This window comes from Streptomyces sp. NPDC040622, from assembly GCF_055593965.1.
The window spans coordinates 747,473-765,573 of the sequence record NZ_JBVIXD010000001.1 but is presented as its reverse complement, the minus strand read 5'-3'; the positions used below and the strand labels follow the sequence as shown (position 1 = coordinate 765,573).

15 protein-coding genes and 1 pseudogene are annotated in these 18,101 nt (G+C 73.5%); 6 read left to right on the top strand and 10 right to left on the bottom strand.

Annotated features, from left to right (window positions below):
• The first annotated feature begins 17 nt into the window (after nt 1-17).
• Complete coding sequence (locus ACZ592_RS03320; protein ID WP_471579780.1) at nt 18-1,736, top strand: DUF885 domain-containing protein; 1,719 nt, start codon at nt 18-20, stop codon at nt 1,734-1,736.
• Nucleotides 1,733-2,656, top strand: a complete 924-nt coding sequence (locus tag ACZ592_RS03315) for an ATP-grasp domain-containing protein (RefSeq protein ID WP_471579779.1) — start codon at nt 1,733-1,735, stop codon at nt 2,654-2,656. The genes ACZ592_RS03320 and ACZ592_RS03315 overlap by 4 nt, the downstream gene beginning before the upstream one ends.
• A 28-nt stretch (nt 2,657-2,684) precedes the next feature.
• Here the strand turns inward: ACZ592_RS03315 and ACZ592_RS03310 are convergent, their stop codons facing one another.
• Nucleotides 2,685-3,194, bottom strand: coding sequence for a rhodanese-like domain-containing protein (locus tag ACZ592_RS03310; protein ID WP_471579778.1), 510 nt, complete (start codon nt 3,192-3,194; stop codon nt 2,685-2,687).
• A gap of 658 nt (nt 3,195-3,852) precedes the next feature.
• Between ACZ592_RS03310 and ACZ592_RS03305 the strand changes: the two genes are divergently transcribed.
• Both ACZ592_RS03305 and ACZ592_RS03300 read left to right on the top strand, forming a co-directional pair.
• Nucleotides 3,853-4,587: a S1 family peptidase gene (locus tag ACZ592_RS03305; RefSeq protein WP_471579777.1), complete on the top strand. Its 735-nt coding sequence runs from the start codon at nt 3,853-3,855 to the stop codon at nt 4,585-4,587.
• A gap of 171 nt (nt 4,588-4,758) precedes the next feature.
• Nucleotides 4,759-5,205, top strand: a complete 447-nt coding sequence (locus ACZ592_RS03300) for an Lrp/AsnC family transcriptional regulator (protein ID WP_471579776.1) — start codon at nt 4,759-4,761, stop codon at nt 5,203-5,205.
• Between the two features lie 172 nt (nt 5,206-5,377).
• Here the strand turns inward: ACZ592_RS03300 and ACZ592_RS03295 are convergent.
• The 4 genes and pseudogenes from ACZ592_RS03295 to ACZ592_RS03280 form a co-directional block, all read right to left on the bottom strand.
• A pseudogene (locus ACZ592_RS03295) lies at nt 5,378-5,630 on the bottom strand (SAM-dependent methyltransferase); the annotation flags it as partial.
• 58 nt (nt 5,631-5,688) lie between these two features.
• Nucleotides 5,689-8,841 carry an AAA family ATPase gene (locus tag ACZ592_RS03290; RefSeq protein WP_471579775.1) on the bottom strand — a complete coding sequence of 1,051 codons (3,153 nt, stop codon included), beginning with the start codon at nt 8,839-8,841 and terminating at the stop codon, nt 5,689-5,691.
• Complete coding sequence (locus tag ACZ592_RS03285; RefSeq protein ID WP_471579774.1) at nt 8,838-10,001, bottom strand: exonuclease SbcCD subunit D; 1,164 nt, start codon at nt 9,999-10,001, stop codon at nt 8,838-8,840. Before ACZ592_RS03285 ends, ACZ592_RS03290 begins: the two co-directional genes overlap by 4 nt.
• Before the next feature lie 98 nt (nt 10,002-10,099).
• Nucleotides 10,100-10,726, bottom strand: coding sequence for a YigZ family protein (locus ACZ592_RS03280; RefSeq protein ID WP_471579773.1), 627 nt, complete (start codon nt 10,724-10,726; stop codon nt 10,100-10,102).
• Between the two features lie 130 nt (nt 10,727-10,856).
• Between ACZ592_RS03280 and ACZ592_RS03275 the strand changes: the two genes are divergently transcribed.
• Complete coding sequence (locus tag ACZ592_RS03275; RefSeq protein ID WP_471579772.1) at nt 10,857-11,540, top strand: 4'-phosphopantetheinyl transferase family protein; 684 nt, start codon at nt 10,857-10,859, stop codon at nt 11,538-11,540.
• Nucleotides 11,541-11,565: 25 nt separating this feature from the next.
• Here the strand turns inward: ACZ592_RS03275 and ACZ592_RS03270 are convergent, their stop codons facing one another.
• From ACZ592_RS03270 to ACZ592_RS03260, 3 genes are all read right to left on the bottom strand, one after another.
• A complete protein-coding gene (locus ACZ592_RS03270) occupies nt 11,566-13,212 on the bottom strand; it encodes an amidohydrolase (RefSeq protein WP_471579771.1) in 1,647 nt (548 codons plus the stop codon).
• Nucleotides 13,213-13,279: 67 nt separating this feature from the next.
• Complete coding sequence (locus ACZ592_RS03265) at nt 13,280-14,776, bottom strand: APC family permease (protein WP_471579770.1); 1,497 nt, start codon at nt 14,774-14,776, stop codon at nt 13,280-13,282.
• A 483-nt stretch (nt 14,777-15,259) separates the two neighbouring features.
• Nucleotides 15,260-15,952: a thiaminase II/PqqC family protein gene (locus tag ACZ592_RS03260; RefSeq protein WP_471579769.1), complete on the bottom strand. Its 693-nt coding sequence runs from the start codon at nt 15,950-15,952 to the stop codon at nt 15,260-15,262.
• A gap of 150 nt (nt 15,953-16,102) precedes the next feature.
• Here ACZ592_RS03260 and ACZ592_RS03255 point away from each other — a divergent pair, with 150 nt between their 5' ends.
• The gene (locus ACZ592_RS03255) at nt 16,103-16,558 is read left to right on the top strand and encodes a tellurite resistance TerB family protein (protein WP_471579768.1); all 456 of its coding nucleotides are present in this window, start codon (nt 16,103-16,105) and stop codon (nt 16,556-16,558) included.
• 103 nt (nt 16,559-16,661) lie between these two features.
• Here ACZ592_RS03255 and ACZ592_RS03250 read toward each other — a convergent pair whose 3' ends face one another.
• Together ACZ592_RS03250 and ACZ592_RS03245 are read right to left on the bottom strand one after the other, a co-directional pair.
• Nucleotides 16,662-17,594 (bottom strand): M56 family metallopeptidase, encoded by a 933-nt coding sequence (locus ACZ592_RS03250; protein WP_471579767.1) that lies wholly within the window; start codon nt 17,592-17,594, stop codon nt 16,662-16,664.
• A gap of 23 nt (nt 17,595-17,617) precedes the next feature.
• Complete coding sequence (locus tag ACZ592_RS03245) at nt 17,618-18,025, bottom strand: BlaI/MecI/CopY family transcriptional regulator (protein WP_471579766.1); 408 nt, start codon at nt 18,023-18,025, stop codon at nt 17,618-17,620.
• Nucleotides 18,026-18,101 lie beyond the last annotated feature (76 nt).

Sequence of the window (18,101 nt, the reverse complement as noted above, 5' to 3'; positions counted from 1 at the left end):
CGTACGAGGATGTCCGCATGTCAGCCACGAAGAACCCGCATCCGAACACCGGCCCGCTCCCCCGCGGCGTAGCCGACGCCTACGTCGACGAGCTCATCGCCCTCGACCCCCTCACGGGCACCTATCTCGGTGTCGCGGAGAGCAACAGCAAGCTCCCCGACACCTCGCCCGAGGGCCAGGAGGCTCTCGCGCGGCTGGCACGGACGACCCTGGCCCGGCTGGACGAGGCGGAGCTCAGGCCCGGCGCGGACAGTGAGATCGAGCGCCGCTGCGGGCGGCTGCTGCGGGAGCGCCTCACCGCGCAGCTGGCCGTGCACGACGCCGACGAGGGGCTCCGCGCCGTCGGCAACCTGCACACCATGCCGCACCAGGTGCGGGAGATCTTCACCGTGACGCCCATGGGGACGACGCAGGACTGGGCGGCGATCGCCGAGCGGCTGCGTGCCGTCCCTGCCGCGTTCGACGGCTACCGCGCGAGCCTCGAACTCGGCCTGGAGCGCAAGCTGTTCGGCGCGCCGCGCCCCACCGCGACCTTCATCGGACAGCTCGGCGAGTGGGCGGGCGAGGCGGGCGGCGCCGCGAGCGGGCCCGGCTGGTTCGAGGACTTCGCGTCCGCGGGCCCCGAGGAGCTCCGCGCCGACCTGGACACCGCGGCACGGGCGGCCACCGCGTCGGTCGTGGCGCTGCGCGACTGGATGCGGGACGTCTACGCCCCCGCGATCGAGGGCTCCTCCGACATCGTGGGCCGCGAGCGCTACGCCCGCCTCTCCCGCGAGTGCAACGGCACCGACCTGGACCTCGACGAGGCGTACGCGTACGGCTGGTCGGAGTTCCACCGGCTGCTCGCCGAGATGAGGGCCGAGGCCGAGAAGATCCTGCCCGGCGCGGCCACTCCCTGGGTGGCCCTCGCCCATCTGGACGAGCACGGGGCGCACATCGAGGGCGTGGACGAGGTCCGTGTCTGGCTGCAGGAGCTGATGGACGAGGCGATCGAGGCGCTGGACGGCACGCACTTCGAACTGGCCGAGCGGGTGCGCAAGGTGGAGTCCCACATCGCGCCGCCCGGCGGCGCCGCGGCTCCCTACTACACGGCTCCCTCCGAGGACTTCTCCCGCCCCGGGCGCACCTGGCTGCCGACGATGGGCGACACCCGTTTCCCGGTCTACGACCTCGTGTCCACCTGGTACCACGAGGGTGTGCCCGGCCATCACCTCCAACTGGCCCAGTGGGCGCACGTGGCGTCGGACCTCTCCCGCTACCAGGCCACCGTCGGCATCGTCAGCGCCAACGCCGAGGGCTGGGCGCTGTACGCGGAGCGGCTCATGGACGAGCTCGGGTTCCTCACGGACCCGGAGCGCAGGCTCGGCTATCTCGACGCCCAGATGATGCGGGCGCTGCGGGTCATCGTCGACATCGGCATGCACTTGGAGCTGGAGATCCCCGCGGACTCGCCGTTCCGCCCGGGCGAGCGCTGGACGCCGGATCTCGCCCAGGAGTTCTACGACGCGCACTGCAGCAGGCCCACCGAGTACGTGGCGAGCGAGATGACGCGCTACCTGACGATTCCCGGCCAGGCCATCGGTTACAAGCTGGGCGAGCGCGCCTGGCTGCTGGGCCGCGAGAACGCGCGGCGGCGGCACGGCGACGCCTTCGACGCCAAGGCCTGGCACATGGCCGCGCTGTCCCAGGGTTCGCTGGGTCTCGACGATCTGGTGGACGAGCTGTCGAAGCTGTGAGCAGCGCCTTCCTCTTCCCGTGCGATCCGTTGCGCGCGACGCGGCCCGACCCGGAGTTCGCTCCCGAGGTCGCGGCCGCCCGCGCGAGCGGCGCGGAGCTCTCCCTCGTCGACCATGACGCGCTCGTGGCCGGTGACTCGGCGCGCGCCGTCGGGCGGGTGCCGCGCGGGTCGGGGCCGTACTGGTACCGGGGCTGGATGGTGGGCGTCTCGCGCTACGCGGAACTGGAGCGGGCCCTCGCGGCGCGCGACTGCGTCCTGCTCACGGACGGCGCCGCGTACGGACGTGCGCATGAACTCCCGGGCTGGTACGACCTGTTGGCGGCGTCCGCGCTCACACCGCGCAGCGTCTGGTGTGCGGCGGCACCGAGTGAGCCGCCCTCGGCCGCACGGCTCGCGGAACTCGTCGCGCCGCTCGGTCCGGGGCCCGGGATCATCAAGGACTACGTCAAGTCCCGCAAGCACGAGTGGGACGAGGCGTGCTTCGTGCCCGACGTGGCGGACGGTGACCGGCTGACCGCCGTGGTCGGGCGCTTCTTCGCGCTGCAGGACGAGGCGCTCGCCGGTGGCCTGGTGGTCCGCGCGTACGAGCCGTTCGTCGCGGGCGGCGAGGCCCGCGTGTGGTGGCTGGACGGCACCGCGGTACTCGTGACCGCCCATCCGGACACCCCGGACAGTGCGCCCGCTCCCGAACTCGACGCCGTGCGGCGGGTGGTGGTTGAGCTCGGCTGCCGTTTCGTGACGACGGACCTCGCCCGGCACGAGGACGGACGGTGGCGGGTGGTGGAAGTCGGCGACGGACAGGTCAGCGGACTCCCCCGCGGCACGGCGGAGGCGACGGCCCTCTCCACCGCGCTGGCCGCCGCGTCCGCCATCCCGGGACACGACGTCAGCGACGGAAACCGCCTTCCGCGTCGATGACCTGCCCGGACGTCATCCCGCCACCCCCTCAGCAACCGCAGTCGTCCGCGTCGACAGGGGCCGTCAGCGCATCCGTGGCGCGCTGTTCGCCGCCCTCCCACGTCTCGAACGCGAAGCCCTCGCGCACCCAGTACTCGAAGCCGCCCAGCATCTCCTTGACCTGGAAGCCCAGTCGGGCGAGGGCGAGCGCCGCGCGGGTCGCACCGTTGCAGCCTGGGCCCCAGCAGTAGGTGACCACGGGGACCGACGTGTCGAGCAGCGCTTCGGCCTGCTCCGGGATGAGCGCGGTGGGCAGGTGGACCGCGCCGGGGACGTGACCCTGGTCCCACGAGGCGGTGGAACGGGTGTCGATGACGACGAAGCCCGGGTCGCCGTCGGCGGCGAGCGCGGACGCCACGTCCGACACATCGGAGTGGAAGGCGAGACTCGCGCCGAAGTACGCGGCGGCAGCGGCCGGGGACGCCGGCGGGACGCGCAGGACCGGATGGCCGGTCAGGGCGGGGACGGGGGCATCGAGCTGCGTGTTCGTGTTGTTCATGGCGAAAAATCTACGGGCGGCGACCGCAAGCCTGAAGAGATGATCCCCGGTTCCAGGACGGTGCGGCCGTCGAATCCCCGGCGATTCACGGGCAGGCCGTGCACCATCCACGGCTGATCACGGCGGGGGCACCTGCGCATCCCTGCGGCCGTCCCGCGTGGCGCGCGTCGGTGGTGAGCCGATTGGTCCAACAGGTTTGTCGTGAAAGAGAGTTGCCAGGCGGGCCTCCCCTGCGTCGAGAATGGTCCAGACCAGAATCTGTTTCATCATGCAGCGATTCGCAAGCCCACACGGATGGCTCCGCGCCGCACCGGCGTACCCCCGGATCAACCCGCCAATCCGGACGGGCGCCCCGGAGTCACCGGCTCCAGGCATGGAGCCCGCACGGCCCCGATCGCCGACGCGTCAGCCATTTGAAGGCCAACCTGCCCATCGCGGCTGCGAATAGAGCCGTTGGCCGCCCCCAGAGCCATGATGGCGACGGAATTCGGCGACCGACCTCTTGCGCCGCCGACACCTCCTCTGCCAGATTCGCCCCAGCCGAACATGGCATGCACTCGACAGGGGATACCCGCCTCCTGTCCGTGCGCTCGTTCTGCATATGTATGCAGCCTCGTCCTCATCCAGGACGTTTCATCCCCACACAATGGAGACGAACGTGCGAATATCCAGACTCGTCCCCGCGCTCGCGGCCACCGCTCTCGCCGTCCTGGGGCTTGCCCCCACGGCAGCGGCACAGAGCGCGGCGAGCCCCGCCCCCGCGGTGGCGTCGGTCAACTCCCCCCAGCCGATCATCGGTGGCGGCTACGCGAGCAACGCCCCCTGGGCGGCCAGGCTCTTCTCCAACGGCCAGCAGACCTGCAGCGCCACGATCATCGCCCCGACCTGGATCCTCACCGCCAAGCACTGCGTCAGCGGCGGCGGTCTCTCCTTCCGCATCGGCAGCCTCGACCAGACGTCCGGCGGCACCACGGCCAATGGCATCAGCGTCCAGAGCCACCCGAGCGCGGACCTCTCCCTGGTCCGGCTCGACCGCTCCGTGTCGGGCACGTACGCACGCCTCGGCAGCCCGGGCTCCGTGTCGGTGGGCCAGACGGTCCAGGTGTACGGCTGGGGCGCGACGTCCCAGTGCGGCTCGGAGATCAACTGTCAGTCCCGGCTCCTGAAGGTCGCCAACGTCGTGGTGACCGGCGGCTGCCGCGACGCCTACCAGGGCCAGGCCATCTGCGCCCGGCGCGGCGACGGCATCACCGCGGGCGGCGACTCGGGCGGCCCGATGATGGGCAACGGCGCGCAGGTCGGCGTCGCGTCCACCAGTGACCGCCAGACCACCACCGCGTACACGAACGTGACCGCGTACCGCTCCTGGATCCAGAGCATCGCGGGCGTCTGACGAAGCCGCCCGGCCGGGCGGATCGATCGGCTCGCGCGTGCTCGTCGGTGTCGGTCGCCGGCGAGCACGCGCGGGACCGCCCCGGCCGACCCCCGGGACGATACGGACGAGGCGGATCATTCCCCGGCCCACCTCTTGATCGCCCGGGGATTTCCCTGTTACCTCTCGGACATGACCGGTTATGCCACGGACGCCACCGACTGGCGCATCCTCGACGTCCTCCAGCGCGAGGGCCGCGCCAGCTACGCCGAACTGGCGCGCGCCGTCTCGATGTCCGCGAGCGCCGTCACCGAGCGCGTGCGGCGGCTGGAGGAGGCCGGTGTCATCCAGGGATACGCGGCCGTCGTCGACCCCGAGCGGCTGGGCCTGCCGATCCTGGCGTTCGTGCGCCTGCGCTATCCGAACGGCAACTACAAGCCGTTCCACGACCTGGTCGGAGCCACCCCGGAGATACTCGAGGCACACCACGTGACGGGCGACGACTGCTTCGTCATCAAGGTCGCCGCGCGCTCGATGCAGCACCTCGAAGAGGTCTCCGGCAGGATCGGCGCCCTCGGTTCGGTGACGACGAGCGTCGTCTACTCCTCTCCCCTGCCGCGCCGACCGCTGGGACGCTGACCGCCCGCGACGTCGACGACGCGGCGCACCTCGGGGTGGTCCACGGCGGCCCGCGGGTCACGGAGGTCACCGAGCGCGATGCCGGCCGTGCCGGAGGCGCTGAGCAGAGGGGGGCGTGCGTGGGCACGATCGGGTCGTCGTCGACGCGGGTGATGCGCACGTCCGGCGCGGCCTCCGCGGCGATCTCGTGGACGTTCGGCGAGGTGGGCAGGCCCGTGCCGATGTCGAGGATCTGCCGGCTCGCCGGCGCCCCGGTCCACCTCGTAGTGGTCCTTGCCGCCCAGCAGGTAGTCGTAGACCCGGGCAGGGTGCGGGCTGCTGGAGTCGATCTCCTCGGCACGGAAGCCGTACGGTCCCGCCTGCGCTCCTCGATGACCTCGCCGGCTCCCCGCGTGCGATCGGCGACGGCCGGCCTCCCCTGCCAACTGCCCGGAAGGTGACGGGAGTTCCCGGTCGGCCGCCCCGGTCTCGCCGGGTGCGGCCTCAGGCTTCGCCCCGCTGCCGCACCGTCGACCCGGCGCGGCCCTTCACCACCTCCAGCTGCGCGTGCACGCGCCGCCGCAGGTCCGCGACGTGGCTGACGATGCCGACGCTGCGGTCCCGCTCGCGCAGTGCGTCGAGGACGTCCAGGACCTCGTCGAGCGTCTGGTCGTCCAGGCTGCCGAACCCCTCGTCGATGAAGAGCGTGTCGAGCCGTACGCCCCCCGCCTCGTCGGTGACCACGTCGGCGAGGCCCAGCGCGAGGGCGAGCGAGGCGAAGAACGTCTCGCCGCCGGACAGGGTCGCCGTGTCGCGCTCGCGGCCCGTCCAGGCATCGACCACGTGGAGCCCGAGTCCCGAACGGCCGCGCCCCGTACGGTCGTCGGAGTGCACCAGCGTGTAGCGCCCCGACGACATGCGGCGCAGCCGGACGGTCGCCGCCGCCGCCACCTGTTCCAGACGGGCGGCGAGCACGTACGACTCCAGACGCATCCTGCGCTCGTTGTCCGCCGAGGTGCCCGCGGCCAGTCCGGCGAGCCGCGCCACCCGGTCGTGCGCGGCCCGCAGCGGAGCCAGTCTGCGCATCCCCGCGGACGCCTGCGCCGAGAGCCGGTCCAGCTCGGCGCAGCGCCGCGCCGCCGCGTCCCGCGCGGAGGCGGTGTCCCGCAGGCGCCGGCCCGCGTCCTCGGCGGCGGCGCGCGCGGCGCGGAGGTCGGCGGGCGGCTGCTGGGCGGCGGCAGCCGTGTCCGGTTCGGCGAGGACGGAGCGCACGGCCGCCTCGTCGTTCCGCCAGGCGTCGATGCGGTGCTGCACCTCGCGGTGGCGGGCGTCGTCCAGCAGGGCGGTGGCCGCGGCCACCGGCGTGTCGAACCCGGCACGGAAGGCCGCGTCGGCGAGTCGCGCGTCCGCGGCCTTGAGGCGCTCGGCGCTGCCGTCGGCGGCGCGGGCCGCCTCCGCGGCCTCGGTGAGCAGGGCGGCCTGCCGCTCCAGCTGGTCGGCGCGGGCCTCGACACTGCCCGTGGCACCCCGCGCACGGGTCAACTCCTCGTCGAGGGAGACCTGTTCACGCTCCAGAGCCTCGCGCAGAGCCGTCCGGGACGCGGTGCGCCGCGCGGCCTCCTGCTGCCCGGCGAGCCTGCGCTCATACTCGCGCTCGGCCCGCGCCAGCGCCTCGCGGGCGGCGTGCAGCCCGGAGGCACGGTCGCGCGCCTGCGCGTACGCGTGCCGCAACTCCTCGACGGCGTCGGAGAGTTCGTCGACGGTGGGATCGGCGTCGGGGCCGGTCGCGGCGGCAGACGTGGCCTCATCCGCAACCATGGCCCGCCCCGTGGACGTACCCGCCCCCGAAACGCTCGCCTCGCCCGGTTCCGCCGCCGAGGCACCTCGCGCGGCCGCTGTGGCAGCCGCCAGGGATTCCCGTACGTCCCCGAGAGCACGCTCGGCGGCCGTGCGGGCCTCGTCCGCGCGGCGGTGGGCTTCGAGTGCCGCCTCCTCCGCCTGCCGGTCCACGTGTCCGGCGACCTTCCGCGTGGGCGCGGGGTGCTCCGTCGCCCCGCACACCGCGCACGGTTCGCCGTCGGTCAGATGTGCTGCCAGCTCGGCGGCGATGCCCGTCAGGCGCTGCTCCTTGAGGTCGAGCCAGTGCTCGTGGGCGGTGGTGGCCGACTCGCGGGCGGCCAGGGCGCGTTCCTGTGCCGATGCGGCGTCCTGGGCGAGCCGGTCACGGCGGCGGGCCGCATCCAGCCGCGCCTGGGCCGGCTCGAGGCGGCCTGCCAGGCGCTCGGCGCGCGTTGCCGCCTCCTGGGCGGACTCGATGCGCTCCTGGAGCGTGGCCCGGTTCGTGTCCCAGCCCTCGAGCCAGCCCGCCGCGTCCTGCAGCAGCTCGTCGTCCGCGCGCTCCTGACGGTCCAGTTCGGTGCGCTCGGCGGTGATCTTCGCGACGCGCTCCTCGGCGCGCCGGGCCGACGCGAGGCCGCCCAGTTCCTCGGACGCGGTGCGCGCGGCCGCGGCCAGGCCCGCCGCTCCGGCGGAGGCGAAGGTCTCGGGCAGCCGGCCACGCGCGCGTGCCTCTGCCTCCGTGGCGCGACGGTGCTCCGCGTCGGCCGTGTCGCGCAGGCCGAGGGCGGGGGCGACCGACTCGGCCTTGCGGGCCCGTTCCAGCAGCTCCACCAGGTCGCGCTGTTCGCCCTCGCTCGCGCGGAGCCGCTCGGCACGCCCCTGCGCCTCCCTGTACCGCCCTTGCAGCCGGTCGAGTTCACGTACGTCGCCGTGTCGGCGCTCGGCGGCGGCCTGGGCGGACTCGGCGGCCGTGAGCGCACAGTCCGCGACGGTGAGGCGTTCCCTGGCGTTGGCGCGGGCGACGGCGGACCAGGTGAGGACGGCGTCCGCCAGACCCGGGTCGCCGGGGGCGATGTCGGGCAGCGGCAGCTCGGCGCCCAGGCCGCTGTCGCCCGCGGCCTGCTGCATGCGGTGCGCGTCGGCGAGCAGGGCCGCATCACCCTCCTTGACCTCGGCCTCGGTGCTGCGCCGCTGCTCGGCGAGCCGCTGTTCGACGGCGGCGAATCTGCGCGTGTCGAAGAGCCGCCCCAAAAGCTTGCCGCGCGCCTCCGCGTCCGCACGCAGGAAGCGGGCGAAGTCCCCTTGGGGCAACAGCACGACCTGACAGAACTGCTCCTTGCTCATCCCGAGCAGCTGAGTGATCTCCTCGCCGATCTCCTGGTGGGAACGGCTCAGGTCCTTCCAGGTGCCGGGTCCGCCCTGCTCGGAGGCGTCCGCCGCCCCGGCCTGGTACTCGCGCAGCCAGCTCTGCGCCTTCTCCGTGGTCGTGCCCGTGCCGCGCTTCTTGGGACGCTCCCACGGGGGCTGCCGGGTGACTTCGAGACGGCGCCCCGCGACGGTCAGTTCGAGGCGCACTTCCGTGCGCGTGCCCTGCTGCGCGTGGTCGCTGCGCAGCGACATGCCCTGTCCGCCGCCCTGCCGGGCGCCCGGCACCGAGCCGTAGAGCGCGAAGCACACCGCGTCCAGGACGGAGGTCTTGCCGGCCCCGGTCGGGCCGTGGAGCAGGAAGAGTCCGGCGGCGCTGAGGTCGTCGAAGTCGATGTCCTGGGTGGTGCCGAAGGGCCCGAAGGCGGTGATGCGGAGCCGGTGGAGCCTCATCGGGCGACCTCGCGCAGTGTGTCGTCGGTCCGGACGGCGTCGAACGCCGAGCGCAGCACGTCCCGTTCCTGTTCGTCGGGTCCCGCGCCGCGCACATGGGTCACGAAGTCCTCCGCGATCTCCTGGTCACCGCGCCCCCGCAGGCGCTGGGCGTAGGAGACGTCCGGGTCGTCGGGGGCCCGGTCCGGGTCGAAGACCAGACTGAGGGTGTGCGGGAAGCGCTCGCAGAGCCGCGCCATCGGGTCGTCGGGGCGCACCGCGTCGGTCAGGGTGGCCTCGACCCAGGCCTCTTCGTGGCACGCAAGGCCGGGGGCCTCGAGCAGGTCGTCGAGGGTGCCCCTGATGCGGGCGAGCGCGCGGGGCACCGGGCAGTCCACCCGCTCGGCCTCGATGTCCCCCTCGGGCCCCAGGTCGACGAGCCACATGCTCTTGCGGTGGTCGGTCTCGGAGAAGGAGTACGGCAGCGGAGAGCCGGAGTACCGCACGCGTGCGGCGAGGGTCTGGCTGCCGTGCAGGTGGCCGAGCGCCGCGTAGTCCACCCCGTCGAAGACGCCCGCGGGCACGGCCGCGACCCCGCCGACGGTGATGTCCCGCTCGCTGTCGCTGGCCTGGCCGCCGGTGACGAAGGCGTGGGCGAGGACGACGGAGCGGGTGCCGGGGGCGCGGGTGGCCAGGTCGGCCCGCACCCGGTCCATGGCGGCGCCGATGACCGCCTCGTGCCCTGCCTTGTCCACCCCGAACTCCTCCTTGACCAGAGCCGGTTCGAGGTAGGGCAGGCCGTAGAAGGCGACGTCGCCGTGGGCGTCGGCGAGGATCACGGGATCGGCGCAGGCCGCGGGGTCGGTGCGCAGGTGGATGCCGGCGCGGTCGATGAGGCCCGCTCCGACGCCGAGGCGGCGCGCCGAGTCGTGGTTGCCGGAAATCATGACGGTCGGCACGCCGAGGTCGGCGAGCCGGTGCAGGGCGTCGTCGTAGAGCTCGACGGCGGCGAGCGGCGGCACCGCCCTGTCGTACACGTCTCCGGCCACCACGACGGCGTCCACGTCGCGCTCGCGCACGGTCGCCACCAGGTGGCCGATGAACGCGGCCTGGGCGTCGAGCATGCTCACGCGGTGGAACGATCGCCCCAGATGCCAGTCGGACGTGTGCAGCAGCCTCATGATTCACGAGACTATCGGGCGGGTCGGACATCACGGGCGGGCACTCCCGTAACTCCGCCACGGCCGAGGTGCCGGGCGCCCCCGCCGAAGCCCTGGTCTCAGGCGTCCCCGTACGCCTCTCCGCCGAGCTCGAGGACGGCGCTGCCCGCGGTGGCGTCGGCCAGCCAGCCGCGGAAGGCGTCCACGTCGGCGTCGGGCAGAGCGATCTCGATCGTGACGACGTCTGCGTAACGGACGTCACGCACCTCGCGGCCGGCGGCGCGCAGGTCGTTCTGGACCTTGCCCGCGCGCTGGTGGTCGACGGTGACGGTGGCGAGGCGGAAGCGGCGCCGCGTGACGGTGCCGAGCGCGTCGAGGGCCTCGCCGACCGCTCCCCCGTAGGCGCGGATCAGTCCGCCCGCGCCGAGCTTGACGCCTCCGTAGTAGCGGGTCACGACGGCGGCGACGTAGCGCATGTCACGGCGCATGAGCATCTGCAGCATCGGGACGCCCGCGGTGCCGCCGGGTTCGCCGTCGTCGCTCGCCTTCTGTACGGAGGCGTCGGCCCCGATGACGTACGCGAAGCAGTTGTGGGAGGCGGTCGGGTGCTCCTTGCGGATGCGCGCGACGAAGTCCTGTGCCTCCCGCTCGGTGGCCGCGGGTGCCAGGGCGCACAGGAAGCGCGAGCGGTTGATCTCGGTCTCGTGCACGCCCTCGCGGGCCACTGTGCGGTACTCGTCCTGCATCACGCCAGCGTAGGCGCTTGTCGGTGGACTGCCGCACCCGGGCGGGCAGCAGGGTGGCGTGGGCCACACCCGGCACGTCTGTGGGGGCCGCCCGGTACCGTGATCCCTCGTGACGTCACCTTCGATACCCGTGCGCCAATCCCCGGACCCGACGGGCCCCTTGGCCTCCCTGCTCGCCGACGTGCCCGTCACCGTCGTCGAGACCCACCACGACCCGGCCGACGCCGTCCTCTTCCCCGAGGAGGAGGCGGTGGTCGCGAACGCGGTGGCCAAGCGGCGCGACGAGTTCACCACGGTGCGGCACTGTGCCCGTACGGCCCTGGCCCGGATCGGCGTGCCGCCCGCACCGATCCTGCCGGGGCTGCGGGGTGCACCGGGCTGGCCCGAGGGTGTCGTCGGGAGCATGACGCACTGCGCCGGGTACCGTGCGGCGGTCGTGGCGCGGGCGGGCGAGGTGACCTCGCTCGGCATCGACGCGGAGCCGGGCGAGCCCCTGCGCGACCCCGACGTCCTGAACCTCGTGGCCGACGAGACGGAACGTGCCGCCCTCGCCGCGCTCGGCACCCGGCACCGGAGCACGCCCTGGGACCGGCTGCTGTTCAGCGCCAAGGAGTCCGTCTACAAGACGTGGTTCCCGCTCACCGGGCGCTGGCTCGGCTTCGAGGACGCCCGGGTGAATCTCGAACCGGACGGCACGTTCACCGCACGGCTGCTCGTCGAGGGTCCCGTGGTCGAGGGCGTCGAGCTGAAGGTGTTCTCCGGTCAGTGGGTCGTGCGGAACGGGATCGCCGCCACGGCCATCGTCCTGCGCTGACACGACCGCACACCCGGCCCAGCGCTCACCCCTGCCCGGCCCGATGGGTGGGCCGGCCGGCCAGCCAGGTGCCCAGCACGCGCGCGTGGCGGATCTCCATCGGGTCGCCCGCGCGCGGGTCGGCCGAGAGCAGCACGAGGTCGGCGGAGGCGCCGGGCAGGAGCGCGAGACGGTCGTCGGCGCCCGCCTGGTGGGCGACGCCGGCCGTGGCGGCCGTGAGGGCCTGCTCGACGGTGAGCCGCTGGTGCGGGAGCCAGCCGTCGGCGGGCTCCCCCGTGAACGTGCGCCGGGTGACGGCGACTTGGACGCCCTCCAGCGGGACGTGGGAACTGACGGGCCAGTCGCTCCCGAAGGACAGCCGCACGCCGTCGCGCAGCAGCTCTCCCATGGGGTACTGGAGGGCGGCCCGCTCGGCGCCGATGCGGGGGATGGACAGCTCGGTCTGGAGGGGGTCCGGCTGCGCCCACAGGGGCTCGAAGTTGGCGATGACGCCGAGCGCGGCGAATCGCGGCAGATCGGCGGGGTCGACGACCTGGACGTGGGTGATGACCGGGCGCCGGTCCCGGGCCGGGTTGGTGGCGGCCGCGGACTCGACGGCGTCCAGGGCCGCGCGCACCCCCGCGTCGCCGATGGCGTGGATGTGGATCTGGAAGCCGTCGGCGTCGAAGGCCCGCACGGCTTCGGCGAGGGCGCTCGGCTCCCACACCGGCATGCCGCAGCTGTGCGGCGCGTCCAGATAGGGGGCGAGCATGGCGGCGGTGCCGCCCTCGATGACGCCGTCGCTGAAGAACTTCACCGTCCGCGCGGTGAGCAGGTCCGAGCCCTCGGCCGCCACGCGCGCGCGGGTCGCGGCGAACGGCCCGCGCTGGGCGCGCCACCGGTCGGGGTCGGCGCGCTGGGCCAGGTCGACGCGGACGGTGAGGGCCCCGCGCCGGGCGGCGGCCAGATAGGCGTCGGCCATCTCCGGTTCGACCCAGGCGTCCTGGACCCAGGTGATGCCCGCGCGCGCGTACGCGTGCCCGGCGCGGCGCACCGCTTCCACCAGCTCGTCCACCTCACGGGCGGGCACCTGGTCGAGCACGAGGTCGCAGGCGTGCCACTCGCGGAGGGTGCCCAGCGGTGTGCCGTCCGCGCGGCGCACGATCCAGCCGAGGCGCGGCTCCGGAGTCGTCTTCGTGACCCCCGCCCGGCGCAACGCCTCGGTGTTGCACCACACGGTGTGGTAATCGTGGGCCCGCAGCACGACGGGCCGGTCGGTCACCGCGGCGTCCAGCCAGCGCGCGTCGAACTCCCCGTCCGGCGCGAGCGCGGGGTCGTAGGAAGCGCCGACGATCCACTCCGCCCGCGGGTGTTCCTTCGCCCAGCGCCCGACTTCGGCGACGATCGCGTCGACGGAGTCCAGCTCCTTGATCTGCGGCCCGAAGGTCTCCAGGCCGCCGAAGAGAGGGTGGGCGTGGCCGTCCCCGAAGGCCGCCATCAGCACTCCCTCACCGATGTCGAGGACCTCGTCGGCGGTCGCGGCGAGGGCTCGTGCCTCATCGCCGAGGGCGACGACTCTGCCGTCGCGCACGGCAAGCGCCGTGGTGTCGCCGCCGGTGCCGGTGCGGGCGTCGCCGGTGCGGGCGTGGCCCGTGCGGACCGTGCCGAGGAAGACGAGGGTGGTCGCCGTCATGCTGTTGCTGCCTCCTTGCGCGTGTGCACTGGGTCGTCGTGCCGTCTCCCCTCCTGCTGCCCGCTCCTCACACGCGGTCGGAGTCCACCGTCGTCAGCCGTTCGTACGCGGCCGGGTCGCGCCGTCTGATCCGCAGCGCCAGCACCGCTCCGGCGAGGAAGAGCACCGGCAACGGCGCGATCAGCGCCGCGTTCACCCCTCCCGATGCCCCGGTGAGGAGGTCGAGGTTGGCGCAGACGAGGACGATCATGACGGCGAGCCCCGCGCAGGCGAGCAGCGGGGAGGCGATCACGCGCCAGGCCGGCACGCCGCGCCGGTCGCCGCGGAAGAAGCCGTACACGGCGAGCGCGGCGAGCGCCTGCAGGAGCATCACGCCGAGGATGCCGGACCCGCTGGTCCACAAGAAGGTGACGGTGTACGGGTCGGCGCCGCTCAGGAGCGTGGCGACGAGCACGGCGAGCGCGACGGCCGACTGCGTGACGACCGCGGCGGCCGGGGCCCGCGTCCGCGCGGAGACCGTGCCGAGGCGGGCCGGCAGCAGCCCTTCCCTGCCGAGCGCGTAGAAGTAGCGGGCCGCGCCGTTGTGGAAGGCGAGCGTGGCGGCGAAGGCGCTGGTGATGATCAGGACGTGCATGGAGTCCGCGGCCCAGGCCCCGGCGAACCGTTCGGTGGCGGAGAACACCATGTCGGCGCCGCCCTCCCCGTTCGCGACCTCCTGGGCCCGGTCGGCCCCGTACGCGTTGATGATCATCCAGACGGTGAAGGTGTAGAAGAGCGCGAGGAACGCCACCGCGATGTAGGTGGCGCGGGGCACGGACCGCTCGGGTCGCCGCGCTTCCTCGGCGTAGATCGCGGTCGCCTCGAAGCCGACGAAGGCTCCAATGGCCAGGACGAACATGCCGCCCACGCCCGACTCGCCGAGCCCTGCGGGCGAGAGCGTGCCGAGGTCGAGCCCCTGCGGGCCGCCCCCGTCCGCGAGAAGGCCCGCCTCCAGGACGAGCAGCACCAGGACTTCGAGGACGAGCGCCACCCCGAGGACCTTGGCGCTCAGCGTCACCTTGAGGTAGCCCAGCACGCCGATGGCGACGAGTCCGGTCAACGCCCAGGCCCACCAGGGCACATGGACCCCGGTGAGGTCGTCGACGCCGGATTCCGCGAACCAGCCGAAGGCGGCGAGGAGGCCGGCCTCGATCACGTTGTACGAGAAGAGTGCGACGTACGCCGATCCCGCTCCGGCCGGACGTCCCAGGCCGCGCCCGATGTACGCGTAGAAGGCTCCGGCGTTGCGCACGAACCGGCTCATCGCGGTGAACCCGGCGGCGAAGACGATGAGCAGCAGCCCGGAGAGCAGGTAGCCGAGCGGTGCCGTGCTGCCCGCCATGCCGATGGCGATCGGGGCGACGCCGGCCATGACGGTCAGCGGCGCGGCCGCGGCCACCACGAAGAAGACCAGGTCACCGGTCCCGATGGCGCCGTCGCTGAGGCCGCGGGGGGCTGCTTGCGTGGAGGAGGGTGAGGAGGGTGAGCGGGGAGAGGGGGGTGCGGAGGAGGTGGGTGCGGTCACGCGCGTACTCCCGAGGTCACGGCCGACACGGACGAGGCCGCACGGCAGACGGGATCGAACGGTGGCGGGAGCGGTGGACGGAGGCGGCGACGGTGACGACAACGGCCGTAAAACTCAACCCTTTGGTTCGAGCTGCCAGGACCGTACTCCGCGGGGGAAGCGCCTGGGAAGAGGCCTTTGAGTGACGAACAGGGGACGACCACGGAGACCGGCGCCGAGCGCGGATCCGATGGCGTGTGAGGCGCCGGCGCTGATCGACTCCGACACCGACACCGACGGCGCCGACGCGCTCGCCCCGCCGCGGCCGGCCGGCCGGCTCGACGCGCGGGCCGCGCCTTCGGCACGGGGCTCGACGCCCACTCGCGGCCCGGTGGTGCGGCCGGCCGGACTCCGGTACAGCCGAAGGGAGTCAGCCGCCGGCTGACGGCAGTGGGCCGTACGCCGGACTCGGCGAGACGGCCGCGGCCTCCTGCCGGTGATCGGTCACTGCTTGCGCTCTTCCCCGCCGGCCCCGTCGCCACGTGCGAGCGTCTCCCAGAACATCTCCTCGTAGTGCCGCACCAGTCGGCCGAACCGCAGGTGCGCCGCCGTGACACGGCCCCGGTCGAGTCCCGCCTGCACCGCGGCGAGCGCCTGCCGGTCGAGGTCGGGCGCGGGCTCGGCGAAGAGGTCGAAGAAGCCGCAGGCCTCGTCGTCGAAGCCGTAGTGCTCGCGCAGCGCGCGGGCCACGGTCGCGCAACAGCGTCCCCAGGCGGCGAAGTTGGCGTTGAGGGCGAGGACCACGTCCGCCGGTTCGCCGTTCAGGGCGAGCCAGGCCACGTACGCCGGGTAGGCCTGACAGCCCGGCTGCGGTTCGTACGTCGCCGCCTCGTCCCTGCTGACCGCGCAGGCGTCGAGCAGCGGGGTCAGCCGTTCTCTGGCGAGGCTCTCGCCGTCCGCGAGGGCGTCGAAGAAGGCGGCGGACTCCAGGTCCTTGGACTCGGCGGCCCGCCGCGCCAGGTGCTGGAAGGAGCGGCGGTCGGCGGGGATGACGTGCCGCTGTTCGAGGCCGAGGACGGCGATCGTCCGTACCTGCGCCCGCCCTTCGGCGATGCGCGGGACGAGCGGGTTCGCGGCCGGGTCGGGGGCGAGGCGGGTCGCCGTGGTCCGCAGGAGTTCTTGTGCCGTCGGCGTCATCGCGCGCACCTTCCGCTGGGCGGGAACTTCTCGGCCCGACTGCTAGTTTCTACTCTGCTGTAGAAATTGGCGGGGGGCCGTGCCTGCGCGCAGCGTACCGGGCTCCTCGTCCAACACCCCTGATACATCGACACGTTTATGGAGTACCCCATGGCCCTGTGGGACCGCGTCAAGGAATCCGCATCGACGATGCAGACCCAGCTGATGGCGAAGAAGAACGACCTGAAGAGCGGCGCCTTCCGCGACGCCAGCATGGCGATGTGCGCCCTGGTCGCCGCCGCGGACGGCTCCGTCGACGCCTCCGAGCGGCAGCGCGTGGCCCAGCTCATCGGCACGAACGAAGTGCTGCAGAACTTCGCCGCGGACGATCTGCAGCGCCGCTTCAACGAGTACGTGGACAAGCTGACCGCCGACTTCGCGTTCGGCAAGGTCAGCGTCCTCCAGGAGGTCGCCAAGGCGAAGAAGAAGCCGGCGGAGGCCCGCGCGGTCATCCAGATCGGCATCGTCATCGGCGGCGCCGACGGCGACTTCGACAAGGACGAGCAGGGCGTGGTGCGCGAGGCGTGCTTCGCGCTCGACCTGCCGCCGCACGAGTTCGACCTCTAAGGGCCGTCAAGGGCCTCCCAGGACGCCCGACGGACCGGTCCCCCTCGGGCGGGCCGGTCCGTGCACGGCGCCCCGGGCACCGGGAGTGCCTGACGGGACGCGCCTACAGGGGCGTGGCCGCACGCAGGATGAGGACCATCGTGACGGCGGAGTTCGCCGAGGACATCGCGGACACGGCGGTGCCGAACGCGGCGGACCACAGAGCAAGCCCCACGCCCGTGAACACGGAGGGGCTGGTGCGGACGGCCGGTTCCGGCGCGAGCAGTGCGGCGACACGGCGCGGCACCGGCCCCGGCGCGGCGAGCCCCGCGAAGGTCGGCGTGGGCACGCCCCGGGAGACCAGGGCGGCTTTGCCGATCGCGCGGGCGACCACACGTCGGTCGCGCACCGCGCGGGCCGCCGCCTCGTCGGCCCACCGCTCGGCGGCATAGGCGACGGAGGTGCGCAGCGGCCGCAGGAACGGATTGGCGCGGGCCGCGAGCTGCGTGACGATGAGATGCCGGTGGTGGCGTGCGGAGAGATGGGCCCGTTCGTGGGCGAACAGCGCACGGCGCTCCGGGGCGGCGAGCCGGGACAGCATGCCGGTGGTGACGACGACGCGCCCGCCGGCCCGTGACGGCAGGGCATAGGCGTACGACGCCTCGTCGTCGAGGACGGCGACGGAGTTGCCGGGCAGCCCTTCCAGGGCGCGGCGCCCCCGGTGCCGTACGCGCGCGTGCCGCCACAGCGTGCGGGCGCAGGCCACGCACACGGCGAGCAGAGCGGGGATCGCGGCCTTCCCCGCGACCTCGTCGTAGGGGACGGCCGCGCGGACCTCGGGGTCGGACCAGCCGTCCGGCAGGGGGTTGCCCGGCAGCTGGGCGGTGCCGACCACCATCAGGAGGGCCAGGCACAGCGTGCTGCACAGGGCCATCACCCCGGCGACGGCGGTGACCAGGCGGGTCGCGGTGCGCGGGTGGAGGTGCTGCTCGGCGAGGCGCGCGATCGGCCACGCGGTCAGCGGCAGTACGAGGGGCAGGAAGACAAAGACGCCCATCAGCGAAGAACCCCCATCGGGCGTCAGTCGTCGGCCTCTGCGCCCGCCTGTCCGAGCAGCCCTCTCAGGAGCTGCTCGTCGTCGGGCGTGAGGGTCGTGACGAAGCTGGCGAGCACGGCCTCGCGATCGCTCTCGCCGTCGAGCACCTTGCGCATGCGGAAAGCGGCGAGCCCGGCCTCGTCCGAGGCGGGCAGCCACGCGAACGACCGGCCCGCGCGCTCGCGTGTGACCGCGTCCTTGGCGAGGAGGCGGGTCAGGATCGTCATCACGGTCGTGTACGCGAGATCGCCGCCGATCCGCTCCTGCACCCACGCCGCGCTGACAGGTCCGCGCGCGGCGTGCAGCGCGGCGAGCACCTGCGACTCCAGCTCGCCCTGTGCGCGGCGGCGCAGCCTCGGCTGCCGCTCGTCGCGCCCGTCGTCCTGCGTCATGCCCGCAAACCCTCCAGCCTCTGTGTGCCCCACGGCGGACGGGGAGCGCCCTATCGTAACGGGACACCACCGCACG

What these genes read in the sequence shown, in the direction of transcription:
- ACZ592_RS03260 (WP_471579769.1), bottom strand. Translation starts at nt 15,952, where the DNA reads ATGACGCCGACGGCACAAGAACTCCTGCGGACCACGGCGACCCGCCTC.
- ACZ592_RS03250 (WP_471579767.1), bottom strand. Translation starts at nt 17,594, where the DNA reads ATGGGCGTCTTTGTCTTCCTGCCCCTCGTACTGCCGCTGACCGCGTGG.
- ACZ592_RS03290 (WP_471579775.1), bottom strand. Translation starts at nt 8,841, where the DNA reads ATGAGGCTCCACCGGCTCCGCATCACCGCCTTCGGGCCCTTCGGCACC.
- ACZ592_RS03300 (WP_471579776.1), top strand. Translation starts at nt 4,759, where the DNA reads ATGACCGGTTATGCCACGGACGCCACCGACTGGCGCATCCTCGACGTC.
- ACZ592_RS03255 (WP_471579768.1), top strand. Translation starts at nt 16,103, where the DNA reads ATGGCCCTGTGGGACCGCGTCAAGGAATCCGCATCGACGATGCAGACC.
- ACZ592_RS03320 (WP_471579780.1), top strand. Translation starts at nt 18, where the DNA reads ATGTCAGCCACGAAGAACCCGCATCCGAACACCGGCCCGCTCCCCCGC.
- ACZ592_RS03280 (WP_471579773.1), bottom strand. Translation starts at nt 10,726, where the DNA reads ATGCAGGACGAGTACCGCACAGTGGCCCGCGAGGGCGTGCACGAGACC.
- ACZ592_RS03310 (WP_471579778.1), bottom strand. Translation starts at nt 3,194, where the DNA reads ATGAACAACACGAACACGCAGCTCGATGCCCCCGTCCCCGCCCTGACC.
- ACZ592_RS03270 (WP_471579771.1), bottom strand. Translation starts at nt 13,212, where the DNA reads ATGACGGCGACCACCCTCGTCTTCCTCGGCACGGTCCGCACGGGCCAC.
- ACZ592_RS03245 (WP_471579766.1), bottom strand. Translation starts at nt 18,025, where the DNA reads ATGACGCAGGACGACGGGCGCGACGAGCGGCAGCCGAGGCTGCGCCGC.
- ACZ592_RS03285 (WP_471579774.1), bottom strand. Translation starts at nt 10,001, where the DNA reads ATGAGGCTGCTGCACACGTCCGACTGGCATCTGGGGCGATCGTTCCAC.